Here is a 13,154-nt window from a genome sequence, read left to right as displayed (position 1 = left end):
GTCGAAAGACTTTACAACTTTAAGACTTGTGACTTTAGACTAACAACCTTAAGGTGGTTATTGCGGCGGGGCTCACCTCTTCCCATCCCGAACAGAGTAGTTAAGCCCGCCTGCGCAGATGGTACTGCAGTATTGTGGGAGAGTATGTCGTCGCCTTTCTTTTGAAAACCCTGTTTCCAAGAAACGGGGTTTTTTATTCTAACTTTTACTTATTAGTTTAAGTAAATAAGGTACCTTAGCTCAGATGGTAGAGCAATGGACTGAAAATCCATGTGTCCCTGGTTCGATCCCTGGAGGTACCACATAATGCTCGGATGGTGAAATTGGTAGACACGCTGGACTTAAAATCCAGTGAACAGCAATGTTCGTGCGGGTTCAAGTCCCGCTCTGAGTACTAAAAACTTCAATTGGCTTTGCTAATTGAAGTTTTTTTTTGCCATAAAACGTATTTTAGTAGTAAATTTTATACTTTTACTTTAATGTTTTTACCTTATAATTAAACTATGCAAAATATTTTTCAAAGAGAAGACTGTGATCAATTTATAAGCCGCATTAATCAGCTTAAAATAGATTCACAACCACTTTGGGGTAAAATGTCTGTTGATCAAATGCTCGCGCATTGTAATGTAACGTATGAAATGGTCTATGACAATATTCATGCTAGACCAAATGTTTTTATAAGATTGATGCTTAAATTATTAGCTAAAAATGCAATAGTAAGTGAAAAGCCTTATGCAAGAAATATTCATACAGCTCCACAATTTATTATTGCAGGAGATCGTGATTTTGAACTGGAAAAAAGCAGATTGATCTCCTATATTTTAAAAACACAGGAATTAGGCGAAAGTGAATTTCAGGGAAAAGAATCTCTTTCTTTAGGAAAATTAACTACAAAAGAATGGAATAATATGTTTGCGAAACATTTAGATCATCATTTATCACAGTTTAACGTTTAATTTAAATTTACAATATGAGAGTTTATTTTATTCTATTTTTTTCTGCTTTTAGGATTATCATCCAATGCACAGAAGCAAGAAGTTCAAAAAGCTATTGAAATATTCTTTGAAGGATTTCATCAAAAAGATTCGGTGAAAATAAAAACGGTTTGTGCTGATAAAATGATTTTGCAATCTATTAGTGAGAGTTCAGTAAAAGGAAACAAATTATCGAATGAAAGTGCAGCTGAATTCTATAAATCTATTGCCACGATTCCGTCTACTATGAAATTTCAGGAGAAAATATTGAGTTATAATATTCAAATTGATGGAACTATGGCTCATGTTTGGACACCATATGAGTTTTATTTAAATGATAAATTAAGTCATACCGGAGTAAATACTTTCACATTGTTTAAAGAAAAAGATTCCTGGAAAATCATTTACTTAATTGATACACGTAGAAAATAATCTAATTTTTAAGAACTACAGTGTTGTAATATAGACAGATATCGGTTAAAAGACATTCTTCGCATTTAGGTTTTGGTCTGCAGATTTCACGACCTAAAAAGGAAATCGCCATTCCAATTTCTGACCATATACTTTTTGGTAAAGCTTCCATCAAGTCTTTTTCTGCTTTATTACCGTCTTTAGCTTCTTTTATTATACCAATTCGGGGTGCAACTCTTATAACGTGTAAATCAGCAATAATTCCTTCTGGCGGTTTATTGGTTTCTCTTAAGATCACATTTGCAGATTTTCTTCCAATACCTTTTAAAGCAGTCAATTCAGACATTGTTAAAGGAATATCTTTGTCATTTTGAATTGTTTTGGCTATTTCCAAAAGCCAGATGGCTTTGGTTGCATGATTCCGCACCTTGCTTATGTAAGGAATGAAAGTTTCGAAATCGGTTTTTGATAAACTTGCAAGAGTTGGATATTTCTCAAATAAAGCTGGAGCAATGTTATTAATATTAGCATCTGAATCCTGAGCTGATAAAACAACCATCACTAAAAGCTGATAGGTATTTTGATAATCAAGAGGATGCTTTTTGCCTTTATATTTTTTTAAAATTGGTTTTAATTCAGTTTCCCAATCTATTGTTTCTCCAAATAAATCCATTTTTAATTTTCTTTAGTGTTTGATATTGAAATAGTTATATATAAAGTTAATTATTTTTAATGAATTCTAAAGTTTTTTTAATAACAGTTTGATTTCCAAGTATTTTTCTGTGGCCTAATCCATCAGTTAAAAACAATGATCCGTTTTGAAGATTTTCATGAATATGAATTCCTGCTTTTACAGGAACTTCCGGATCATCGTTATCATGAATTACCAATACAGGAATTTCGATTTTTTGTGCAGCTTTATATGCCGAAAAATCATCCATTTTTAATTGGTATTTATCTTCAAAAAACAGCCTTAATCGATCACTAAATTCTTTTTTTAGCTTCAATTTTAAAATAAAATCATCTAAAATATCCTGTACAATATCTCCGCTTCCAATTATTACAGCCTTATTTACTTGTAAACCATCTTTAATGGCATTTAATACAGACATTCCGCCTAATGAATGTCCAATTGCAAATTCAAAAGGACCAAATTGTTTTTCGATTTCCAGAATAGAAGCAATAAACTCAGACATAATCGTTGTTTTTCCTTCAGATTTTCCATGTGCAGGCGCATCAAAACTTACAGTAGAAAAACCATTTTGCAAAAGTTCATCGGCTATTTTAAATAATTGGGTTCCTCTGCCTGACCAGCCATGAACAAGTAAAACTTTACGCTCACTTTTTCCATATTGATAAGTTACAACGTTTTTATTTATGGTTGAAACATGAACAATTTTTTGAATGCTTTTGTTGTCCATTTCAAGTTCACGTTTGGGAACCTTATGTTTTATAGGCGTTGTAAATATTCGCGCTGCAAATTTAGTTGCTAGTTTGGTGGATACAAATGCGCAAATTTTGGCAGATAGTATAATTATCTGTGGAATTTTTAATGATTTAGTAGGATTAATTGCCTTTTTTGCCATTTCAATAAATCTGATTTAAAGGCAGTACTTTGCCTATTTTTTTGCTAAATTTAAAAAAAGATAAAAATAGCATATTAATGATTGTTTCTTTAAAAACAAACACAAATTAATTTCTGAAATGGAGATATTTCATATTAGTGCAGAATGTTATCCAATGGCAAAAGTCGGAGGGTTGGCTGATGTAGTTGGTGCTTTACCAAAGTATCAGGAAAACGCAGGACACAATGTTAGAGTTGTTGTTCCGGCTTATGATACAAAATTTAGAAATGAAAATAATTTTGACTGTGTACATTGGGGTACCGTTAAATTAGGAAATTTCAATTTCCCTTTTAGTGTTTTAAAAGAAAGTACAGATAAATTAGGTTACGAATTATATCTAATTGAAATTAATGAATTATTTAATCGTCCGAATGTATATGGTTATGAGGACGATATTGAACGTTTCTTATCTTTTCAAATCGCGGTTTTAGACTGGATTATCGCCCGAAATAAAATTCCGGATATAATTAATTGTCATGATCATCATACAGGATTAATTCCGTTTCTGCTTCAATTTGCTTATAAATATGAAACATTAAAGGACGTTAAAACTGTTATAACAATTCATAATGGTTTATATCAGGGCTGGTTCGGTTTTGATAAATTGTATTATCTGCCAGAATTTGATTTAAAACATGTTGGATTTTTAGAATGGAGTAATTCGATTAATTCATTGGCAGTTGCTGTAAAATGTGCCAATGCTGTAACAACCGTTTCTCCAAGTTATTTAAATGAGATTAATTATAGCGCAAATGGTTTAGAATCTTTGTTTAAATCTGTTAGAAATAAGTCTAAAGGGATTTTAAACGGGATTGACATCGAAGTCTGGAATCCGTTAAAAGATCAAATGATTGCTGAAAATTATTCGATAGAAAACTTTGAAATTGGAAAACAGAAAAATAAAGAAAAATTATGCGACCAATTTGATTTAGATCCTTCAAAGCCATTATTTAGTTTTATAGGGCGTTTGTTTGAAGAAAAGGGAGGAGATTTACTACCTCAGGCTTCTGCACTTGCATTATCAGAACATTTTGAAGAAATCAATATTTTAATTCTAGGTTCGGGAAATGCTGAAATTGAATCGCAATTAACCCAATTGCGTAATGATTATAAAGGCAATTACAATGTTTTTATTGGTTATAATGAAGAATTAGCGCATTTGATTTACGCAGGCTCAGATTATATTTTAATGCCTTCAAGAGTAGAGCCTTGCGGTTTAAATCAAATGTATGCGATGCGTTATGGAACAATTCCAATTGTTAGAAGAACTGGAGGGTTACGTGATACTGTTATTGATTTTGGAGATGAAGGAAACGGAATCTGTCACGATCAGGCTTCCGTTGGGGATATTTGTTATTCAATAAATCGTGCAGTTAAATTGTACGATGACAAAATAAATTTTAATACCGTTTTAAGACGAGGAATGGCAGCAGACCATTCCTGGGAAAGTGTTTGCCAAGAATATATCGAGATATACAACCTAATAATTGAGAAAAATGAAATTTAAAAAGAAAAATGTAGTTGCTATTATTTTAGGAGGAGGACAAGGATCACGTTTGTTTCCATTAACAGAAACGAGATCAAAACCAGCAGTTCCAATTGGAGGAAAATATCGTTTGGTCGATATTCCAATTTCTAATTGTATCAATTCTGATATTTTTAAAATATTTGTTTTGACACAGTTCAACTCCGCATCTTTAAATGCCCATATCAAAAACACTTTCAATTTTAGTATATTCAGCCAGTCATTTGTTGATATTCTGGCGGCAGAACAAACACCGGATAATCCAACTTGGTTTCAGGGAACGGCAGATGCTGTTAGACAATGTATGTCGCATTTTTTAAAACACGATTTTGATCACGCTTTAATTCTTTCAGGTGATCAATTGTACCAAATGGATTTTAACGAAATGCTTGAAGCACACATTGCTGCCGACGCTGAAATTTCGATTGCAACTTTACCTGTAAATGCTAAAGACGCGCCAGAATTCGGAATTCTTAAAACGGATCATGAAAATAATATTCATGCTTTTATCGAAAAACCAAACGCTTCACTTTTGCCTGAATGGGAATCTGAAGTGAGTGAGCATATGCAGGAAAAAGGTAAAAAATACCTTGCTTCAATGGGGATTTACATTTTTAATAAACCCTTGTTAGAAGAATTAATGGCGAATCAGGAAACAAAAGATTTCGGAAAAGAAATCATTCCGCAAGCCGTTGGAAAACATAAAATTTTAAGTTATCAATACGAAGGATATTGGACAGATATCGGAAATATTGAATCATTTTTTGAAGCCAATATCGGCTTAACAGCTGATATTCCGGAATTTAATTTATTCGATAACGAAAACAAAATCTTTACAAGACCAAGATTATTACCACCATCAAAATTCAGAAATTCAATTATCAATCAATCATTAATTTCCGAAGGCTGTATTATAAATGCAAAAGAAATTAAAAGTTCTGTTATAGGCATTCGTTCAAGAGTAGGCGTAGGAACCGTGTTGGAAAACTGTTATGTTATGGGGAACGATTTTTATCAGGATCTTGACGAGATGAATCATGAAAGCAGTATCAATAAAATCCATGTTGGTATTGGTGAAAATTGCTTTATCAAAAATGCTTTAGTTGATAAAAATGTTCGAATTGGTAATAATGTTCATATCAACGGCGGAAAACATTTAGACAATTTTACGAATGAATTATACAGTATAAAAGACGGAATTGTTGTGATTAAAAAAGGAGTTACATTATCGGATAACTTTAGAATAGAATAAATTTTAAAAAATCCAATAATAAAACTCCAAATTCCAATTTTAAATTATTGCCTTAAAAACCAAATATGACTAAAGTAATCACACATTCTCTATTTACTGATTTTGATATAGATTTATTCAAAGCGGGAAAACACTTCAAATTATATGAAAAATTAGGAGCGCATTTAATTGAAGTTAATGGAGTTAAAGGTGTTTATTTTGCCGTTTGGGCACCTACAGCACATTCTGTTTCGGTTGTAGGCGATTTTAATTACTGGACACAGGGAGAACATCTTTTAAATGTGCGCTGGGATTCTTCGGGAATTTGGGAAGGATTTATTCCTGATGTTTCAAAAGGAGCTCTTTATAAATATAAAATTCAATCGAATATTGACGGCGTAATTACTGAAAAAGCAGACCCTTTTGCTTTATACTGCGAAAAACCTCCGCATACCGCTTCTGTAGTCTGGGATTTAGATTATAAATGGAAAGATGAAAACTGGATGCAGAATCGTAAGGAGAAAAACGCTTTAGATAAGCCTTATTCGGTTTACGAAGTGCATTTAGGTTCCTGGAAACGAGCAGATCATAATCGATTTTTGAGTTATTTGGAACTGGCAGATGATTTGGTTAAATATGTTAAAGAAACGGGTTTTACACATGTAGAATTTATGCCTATTATGGAATATCCTTATGATCCTTCATGGGGTTATCAGTTAACGGGATATTTTGCGCCCACTTCACGTTTTGGAAAACCACAGGATTTTATGGTTTTGGTGGATAGACTGCATCAGGAAGGAATTGGTGTAATTTTAGATTGGGTTCCGTCGCATTTTCCAGATGATGCACATGGTTTAGGCTATTTTGACGGTTCACATTTATACGAACATCCGGATCGTAGAAAAGGATATCATCCAGATTGGAAAAGCTTGGTTTTTAATTACGGAAGAAATGAAGTCCGCGCTTTTTTAATTAGTAATGCGGTGTTTTGGCTTCAAAATTATCATGTTGACGGATTAAGAGTTGACGCTGTAGCTTCAATGTTATATCTTGATTATTCGAGAAAAGAAGGCGAGTGGGAAGCTAATATTTTTGGCGGAAGAGAAAATTTAGACAGCATAAGTTTTCTTAAAGAATTTAATGAAGTTATCTATGCTAATTTTGATGGAGTTCAAACTATTGCAGAAGAAAGTACTTCGTTTCCGATGGTTTCAAGACCAACATTTACGGGCGGATTAGGTTTCGGAATGAAATGGATGATGGGCTGGATGCATGATACTTTAAAATATTTTCAAAAAGAAACGGTATATCGAAAATACCATCAAAACGATTTGACATTTTCGATGACGTATGCTTTTACCGAAAACTTTATGCTTCCGTTTTCTCATGACGAAGTAGTTTACGGCAAAAAATCTCTTATTTATAAAATGCCGGGTGACGAATGGCAGCGATTTGCCAATTTGAGATTGTTATATGGTTATATGTTTACGCATCCCGGAACTAAATTATTGTTTCAAGGAGCTGAATTTGGTCAAACCAGCGAATGGAATTTCGAACAAAGTTTAGACTGGCATTTACTGCAATATGATTTTCATTCGGGAATAAAAAGATTAATTACAGATTTAAATCAATTGTATAAATCTCGTCCAGCATTGTATGAAAAGCAATTTACGGGAGAAGGTTTTGAATGGATTAATTATTCAGATCATCAAAATGCGGTTTTATCTTATATTCGAAAAGGGAATAATGCAGATGAAAATGTAATTGTAGTCTGCAATTTCACGCAAGTGGTACGAGAAAATTATAGAATTGGGATTCCGAAAAAAGGTCAGTTAGAAGAAATTTTTAATAGCGATGCCTTAATTTATGGCGGAGGCGGCGTTGGAAACGGAAAATCATTAAAAATTGAATCAACGCCTTATGATGGAAGGGATTTTTCTGTCGAATTAATTTTGCCGCCATTAAGCGTAACCGTTTATTCTTTCGTTTAAATAAAATCTGACAAATATTTTCAGCGGTATTGTTTTGTCATTTTATCGTTTTTAAATTATCGAATTGTTGATTTTTTGAGATGTAATTTAATTCTCAGACAGAAAAAACGTTTTCGTGAATAAACCTTTTATTCATAGCCCTTTACTAACTTTTTTTGTATGTTTGAAATAGAGATTATTGTTATAATTAATTCATTGGCGATATGATTACAAACACATCATTAGAATACAAAGGCGATTTATATCCATCAAAGATAGTTTCGTACGAGCATGAAGGAGATTCTATATTTTTTAATACAGATAATAAAGTAATCTTAAAAGTTACTGTTCTTAGAGACAGTTTAATTCGATTTCGCTTTACTACAAAAGGGTATTTTAGCAATGATTTTTCGTATGCAATTGACAAAAGTCAGCTTCATGGCTATAATTTTTTGGAACTTACTGAAGAAGAAACCTATTTCCAGATCAGAACCAGTAAAGTAAAATGTAAAATTCAAAAGGCAGATCTTCGTGTTTGGATTTACGATTTAAATGATTTCCTGATTTTAGAAGATGAACTTGGTTTTCATTGGGAAGAAAGCTACGAATATGGCGGAAATATTGTAAAAATGAGTAAATCTTCTAAAGACGGTGAATGTTTTTACGGTCTTGGAGATAAAGCTACTCAAATGAATTTAAAAGGAAAAAGAGTCGAAAATTTTGCTACAGATCAATACGCTTATCAAAAAGAACAAGATCCTCTTTATAAAGTAGTTCCATTTTATATTGGTTTACATAACAAACAATCTTACGGTATTTTCTTTGATAATACCTTTAGAACTTTTTTTGATTTTTGTCAGGAAAGAAGAAATGTAACCAGTTATTGGGCAGAAGGAGGAGAAATGAATTACTATTTCATTTACGGCCCTCAAATGCAGGATGTTGTAACCACTTATACCGATTTAACTGGAAAGCCGGAATTACCGCCGCTTTGGGTTTTAGGATATCACCAATGTAAATGGAGTTATTATCCTGAAAGTAAAGTCAAAGAAATCACTTCAAAATTTAGAGAACTTAAAATTCCGTGCGATGCCATTTATTTGGACATCGATTATATGGAAGGTTTTCGATGTTTTACCTGGAATAAAAACTATTTTCCAGATCCAAAAAGAATGGTCGCTGAATTAGCCGAAGACGGTTTTAAAACTGTTGTAATCATCGATCCGGGAATTAAAATTGATAAAGATTACTGGGTTTACAAAGAAGCCTTAGAAAAAGATTATTTCTGCAAAAGAGCCGATGGACCTTATATGAAAGGAAAAGTTTGGCCGGGAGAATGTAATTTTCCAGATTATACAAATCCCGCAGTTAGAGAATGGTGGGCTGGTTTATTTAAAGAATTAGTTTCAGAAATAGGAGTAAAAGGAGTTTGGAACGATATGAATGAACCTGCTGTAATGGAGGTTCCAAATAAAACTTTCCCAATGGATGTTCGTCACTTTTACGACGGAAACCCGTGCAGCCATAGAAAAGCACATAATATTTACGGAACGCAAATGGCAAGAGCAACGTATCATGGTGTAAAACGATTTGCTTATCCAAAACGTCCTTTTGTTATTACAAGATCGGCTTATTCTGGTGCACAGCGTTATACATCTTCCTGGACAGGAGATAACGTTGCAACTTGGGAACATTTGTGGATTGCGAATATTCAGGTGCAGAGAATGTCAATTTCAGGAATGGGATTTACAGGGTCTGATATTGGAGGATTTGCAGAACAGCCAACAGGCGAATTATACGCACGCTGGATTCAGTTAGGTGTTTTTCATCCGTTTTGCAGAACACACTCTTCCGGAGATCACGGAAATCAGGAACCTTGGGCATTTGACGAAGAAGTAATTAATATTACGAGAAAATTTGTCAGCCTTCGTTATCAATTATTGCCTTACTTATATACCATGTTTTGGCAGTATATTGAAGAAGGACTTCCGATGTTGAAACCTTTAGTTTATTACGATCAGGAAGATACACAAACGCATTATCGTAATGATGAATTCATCTTCGGAAACCAAATTTTAGTATGTCCAATTCTTGAACCTAATGCTGTAGGTAGACGTATGTATATTCCAAGAGGTGAGTGGTATAATTACTGGACAAATGATTTATTTGTTGGTGGAAAAGAAATCTGGATTGATACCAAATTTGATGAAATTCCGGTTTTTGTAAAAGCAGGAGCTGTTATCCCAAAATATCCGGTGCAGCAATATGTAGGCGAACTGGAGTTTGATGAGTTAACGTTGGATGTTTACTTTAAAAACGGAAAAGAAAAGTCTGTAGTTTATGAAGATGCTCAGGATGGTTATGATTATAAAAAAGGCCGTTACAGTTTTTTGTCTTTTAGAACAATCGGAAAAGAAAAAGAACTTATCATTCAGCTTCATAAAGAAGGAAAATACGATACGCCATACAGCAAGTATAAAATTAATTTAATTGGACTTCCATTTAAAGTAACGGAGATTGAAATCGACAACGAAAAAATAGAATTTGATAAAATTGGCTTTGAATTAAACAATTTCTTACTGGTTGATAAAGAATTTAATGAGCTTCATATTATAGGTGAATAAGTAAAATTCTGATAGCAATTGAAATAATTGTGTAAGATTTTAAGTAATATTAATTGTATTTTTGTGTGTGTTTAAATCTTTAAAATCATGAAAAAACATTTAATTTCAGGCCTTTTTGCAGTTGTTTTAGTATGCAGCTGTGCAACGAATCCTATAACTGGAAAACAAAATTTAAATTTTGTTTCAAATAGTGAATTATTTCCATCTTCTTTTCAGCAATACAGCCAGTTTTTATCTGAAAATAAAGTAATAACCGGAACTGCAGACGCAAAACGCGTAGAAACGGTTGGATTTAAAATAAAAGCTGCAGCCGAAAAATATTTAGCCTATTTAGGACAATCACAATATCTAAAAGATTATCGCTGGGAATACAAACTTGTTGATAATAAAGAAGTCAATGCCTGGTGTTTACCTGGAGGAAAAATTGTTGTTTATTCAGGAATATTGCCAGTGACACAAAATGAATCTGGTTTAGCAACCGTAATGGGACATGAAGTTTCACACGCATTAGCGAATCATGGAGCACAAAGAATGTCGGCGGCGCAATTACAGCAAATAGGTGGCGCGGCTTTAGGAGCAGCAACAAGCGGAAAATCTGAAGCAACACAGCAAATTTTTGCACAGGCTTATGGAATTGGATCTGAAGTGGGAGTAATGTTACCATTTAGCAGAAGTAACGAAAGTGAAGCAGATAAAATAGGTTTAACCTTAATGGCTATTGCCGGATATAATCCAGATGATGCCGTTGCGTTCTGGACCAGAATGTCGGCTAAATCAGGAGGTTCAGGAACACCGGAATTTATGAGCACGCACCCGTCTGATGCTACGAGAATTGCCAATATAAAATCATTAATTCCCGAAGCTAAAGCGATTGCACTTAAAGTTGGTACAATTAAATAAGAGACTATTTCAAAAAATATAAAGATAGGCTGCTCAAAAGTTGGAGCAGCCTTTTTTTATATACTTCTCTGTTCCATAGGAACATTTCATCGGTAGAAAAATATATTTTTATCATTGTTTACGTTTCGTAGGAACGTTTGATTTTGAAATTATTTTTTAATAATCAAATAATCAAATGTTCCAATGGAACATATATACAGCTGATCATTATTTTTTCTACCAATGAAACATTCCTAACGGAATGAATAAAATAATATATCGTAAAAGAGTTTTACTTGACTTTTAAGACAACTTTTTTTATGCTTTAAATTCTTTATAATTTAATAATGCATGAATTCGATAATTTATATTTGATTATCATAAAAATTGGATAAATTCGTAGCGCAATAACAAAACCATTTCTATGAAAAACCTACAAAAAGGAGATAAGAAATTATTAAATGCCTGGGCATTTTATGATTGGGCAAATTCAGTTTATACACTTACAATTGCATCGGCAGTATTTCCAATTTTTTACGAAGCTTTATTTGCAGAGAGAGATCATTATATTGATGTTTTCGGACTTCATTTAAAAAATTCTGCATTAATTAGCTTTATAACTGCTGCGGCCTTTTTAGTTGTTTCCTTTATTTCACCATTATTATCAGGAATTGCTGATTATGTAGGAAATAAAAAATCATTCATGAAGTTTTTCTGTTATTTAGGAGCGCTTTCGTGTATGGGATTGTATTGGTTTGATCTCGCAAATATTTATGTTGGATTGGCTTTTTATTTTCTTGGATTATTAGGGTATTGGGGAAGTTTGGTTTTCTATAATTCATATCTTCCGGATATTGCTTTTGAAGAACAGCAGGACAGAATTAGCGCAAAAGGATATTCTTTAGGATATATAGGAAGCGTTATTTTGCTGATTATCAATTTAGCAATGATAATGAAACCAGACTGGTTTAATATTTCCGGTCCAGAACCTGCTATGAAAGCAATGCGTTATTCTTTTATAATGGTAGGAGTTTGGTGGATTCTATTTAGCCAATACACGTATTATTATTTGCCAAAAGGAAGTAAAGAAACAACTCAAAAATTAACTAAAGATGTTTTCTTTAATGGATTTAAAGAACTTAAAAAAGTTTGGGCTTCTTTGCAGAATATTATTGCTTTAAAACGTTATTTAGGCGGTTTTTTTGTTTCTAGTATGGCAGTACAGACTGTGATGTTGGTTGCAACTTACTTTGGGGCTCAGGAAATTCAATGGTCATCGCCTGAAGAAAGCCAAAAAGGCTTAATTATTTGTATTTTGCTAATTCAATTAGTTGCTGTTGTTGGTGCAGTTTTAACTTCAAGAGCTTCTGAAAAATATGGAAATATTCCCACATTGATTTTTATTAATGCAATTTGGGCAGTATTTTGTGCTTTGGCTTATTTCATCACATTGCCAGTGCATTTTTATGTTATGGCTACAGTTGCCGGATTTGTAATGGGTGGAATTCAGGCTTTATCACGTTCTACGTATTCAAAATTATTACCAGAAACAGAAGATACAGCTTCATTTTTTAGCTTTTATGACGTTGCAGAAAAAATAGGAATTGTAATAGGAATGTGTGTTTACGGAATTATCGATCAAATTACAGGAAGTCCGCGTGCGGCAATTGTTATTTTGGCAGTATTCTTTGTTACTTCTATTTTTCTATTAAGAAGAGTACCAAAAAAGGCAGTTTAAAAATCTCTTTATAATATATTTTAAAGCCGGACATTGATTTTAAAATCATTTGTCCGGCTTTTTTATTTTATAAGATTAAGTCTAATTTATTAGAAATTGAAATAAAAGCTCAATAATAAACAAGAAGCTGCTGTTCTGTTATTTGATTGATGATAAAAGTAAATTTATTATTGAGCT

The 13,154-nt window shown here is 32.8% G+C and carries 11 protein-coding genes, 2 tRNA genes and 1 rRNA gene; 12 read left to right on the top strand and 2 right to left on the bottom strand.

Going from position 1 to position 13,154, the window contains the following annotated elements:
* Window positions 1-49: 49 nt before the first annotated feature.
* The 5 genes from rrf to NLJ00_RS19225 all read left to right on the top strand — a co-directional run bounded on the left by rrf (window position 50) and on the right by NLJ00_RS19225 (window position 1,406).
* Window positions 50-159, top strand: a 5S ribosomal RNA gene (gene rrf / locus NLJ00_RS19245).
* A gap of 70 nt (window positions 160-229) precedes the next feature.
* A tRNA-Phe gene (locus NLJ00_RS19240) sits at window positions 230-302 on the top strand.
* Between the two features lie 6 nt (window positions 303-308).
* A tRNA-Leu gene (locus NLJ00_RS19235) sits at window positions 309-394 on the top strand.
* 109 nt (window positions 395-503) lie between these two features.
* Window positions 504-956, top strand: a complete 453-nt coding sequence (locus NLJ00_RS19230; protein ID WP_256635017.1) for a DUF1569 domain-containing protein — start codon at window positions 504-506, stop codon at window positions 954-956.
* A gap of 132 nt (window positions 957-1,088) precedes the next feature.
* Window positions 1,089-1,406, top strand: coding sequence for a nuclear transport factor 2 family protein (locus NLJ00_RS19225; RefSeq protein WP_408611582.1), 318 nt, complete (start codon window positions 1,089-1,091; stop codon window positions 1,404-1,406).
* A gap of 1 nt (window position 1,407) precedes the next feature.
* Here the strand turns inward: NLJ00_RS19225 and NLJ00_RS19220 are convergent, their stop codons facing one another.
* Together NLJ00_RS19220 and NLJ00_RS19215 are read right to left on the bottom strand one after the other, a co-directional pair.
* A complete protein-coding gene (locus NLJ00_RS19220; protein ID WP_256635016.1) occupies window positions 1,408-2,058 on the bottom strand; it encodes an endonuclease III domain-containing protein in 651 nt (216 codons plus the stop codon).
* A gap of 46 nt (window positions 2,059-2,104) precedes the next feature.
* A complete protein-coding gene (locus NLJ00_RS19215) occupies window positions 2,105-2,806 on the bottom strand; it encodes an alpha/beta hydrolase (protein WP_256635015.1) in 702 nt (233 codons plus the stop codon).
* 13 nt (window positions 2,807-2,819) lie between these two features.
* Here NLJ00_RS19215 and NLJ00_RS19210 point away from each other — a divergent pair, with 13 nt between their 5' ends.
* From NLJ00_RS19210 to NLJ00_RS19180, 7 genes are all read left to right on the top strand, one after another.
* Complete coding sequence (locus NLJ00_RS19210) at window positions 2,820-2,990, top strand: hypothetical protein (RefSeq protein ID WP_256635014.1); 171 nt, start codon at window positions 2,820-2,822, stop codon at window positions 2,988-2,990.
* Between the two features lie 99 nt (window positions 2,991-3,089).
* Window positions 3,090-4,517, top strand: coding sequence for a glycogen synthase (locus tag NLJ00_RS19205; protein WP_256635013.1), 1,428 nt, complete (start codon window positions 3,090-3,092; stop codon window positions 4,515-4,517).
* Complete coding sequence (locus NLJ00_RS19200; protein WP_053474210.1) at window positions 4,507-5,787, top strand: glucose-1-phosphate adenylyltransferase; 1,281 nt, start codon at window positions 4,507-4,509, stop codon at window positions 5,785-5,787. The genes NLJ00_RS19205 and NLJ00_RS19200 overlap by 11 nt, the downstream gene beginning before the upstream one ends.
* A gap of 65 nt (window positions 5,788-5,852) precedes the next feature.
* On the top strand, window positions 5,853-7,757 hold the full coding sequence (gene glgB / locus NLJ00_RS19195; protein WP_256635012.1) for a 1,4-alpha-glucan branching protein GlgB: 1,905 nt from the start codon (window positions 5,853-5,855) through the stop codon (window positions 7,755-7,757).
* A 203-nt stretch (window positions 7,758-7,960) separates the two neighbouring features.
* A complete protein-coding gene (locus tag NLJ00_RS19190; protein WP_180861702.1) occupies window positions 7,961-10,360 on the top strand; it encodes a glycoside hydrolase family 31 protein in 2,400 nt (799 codons plus the stop codon).
* Window positions 10,361-10,447: 87 nt separating this feature from the next.
* Window positions 10,448-11,260, top strand: coding sequence for a M48 family metallopeptidase (locus NLJ00_RS19185; protein WP_180861704.1), 813 nt, complete (start codon window positions 10,448-10,450; stop codon window positions 11,258-11,260).
* 403 nt (window positions 11,261-11,663) lie between these two features.
* Window positions 11,664-12,977 carry an MFS transporter gene (locus NLJ00_RS19180; RefSeq protein ID WP_256635011.1) on the top strand — a complete coding sequence of 438 codons (1,314 nt, stop codon included), beginning with the start codon at window positions 11,664-11,666 and terminating at the stop codon, window positions 12,975-12,977.
* The last annotated feature ends 177 nt before the right edge of the window (window positions 12,978-13,154 follow it).

It is taken from the genome of Flavobacterium panici (assembly GCF_024499525.1).
In the GTDB taxonomy this organism is placed as follows: domain Bacteria; phylum Bacteroidota; class Bacteroidia; order Flavobacteriales; family Flavobacteriaceae; genus Flavobacterium; species Flavobacterium panici.
This window is presented reverse-complemented; position numbering and strand designations above follow the sequence as displayed.

What these genes read in the sequence shown, in the direction of transcription:
- NLJ00_RS19180 (WP_256635011.1), top strand. Translation starts at nt 11,664, where the DNA reads ATGAAAAACCTACAAAAAGGAGATAAGAAATTATTAAATGCCTGGGCA.
- NLJ00_RS19230 (WP_256635017.1), top strand. Translation starts at nt 504, where the DNA reads ATGCAAAATATTTTTCAAAGAGAAGACTGTGATCAATTTATAAGCCGC.
- NLJ00_RS19185 (WP_180861704.1), top strand. Translation starts at nt 10,448, where the DNA reads ATGAAAAAACATTTAATTTCAGGCCTTTTTGCAGTTGTTTTAGTATGC.
- NLJ00_RS19205 (WP_256635013.1), top strand. Translation starts at nt 3,090, where the DNA reads ATGGAGATATTTCATATTAGTGCAGAATGTTATCCAATGGCAAAAGTC.
- NLJ00_RS19215 (WP_256635015.1), bottom strand. Translation starts at nt 2,806, where the DNA reads ATGGACAACAAAAGCATTCAAAAAATTGTTCATGTTTCAACCATAAAT.
- glgB (WP_256635012.1), top strand. Translation starts at nt 5,853, where the DNA reads ATGACTAAAGTAATCACACATTCTCTATTTACTGATTTTGATATAGAT.
- NLJ00_RS19220 (WP_256635016.1), bottom strand. Translation starts at nt 2,058, where the DNA reads ATGGATTTATTTGGAGAAACAATAGATTGGGAAACTGAATTAAAACCA.
- NLJ00_RS19190 (WP_180861702.1), top strand. Translation starts at nt 7,961, where the DNA reads ATGATTACAAACACATCATTAGAATACAAAGGCGATTTATATCCATCA.
- NLJ00_RS19200 (WP_053474210.1), top strand. Translation starts at nt 4,507, where the DNA reads ATGAAATTTAAAAAGAAAAATGTAGTTGCTATTATTTTAGGAGGAGGA.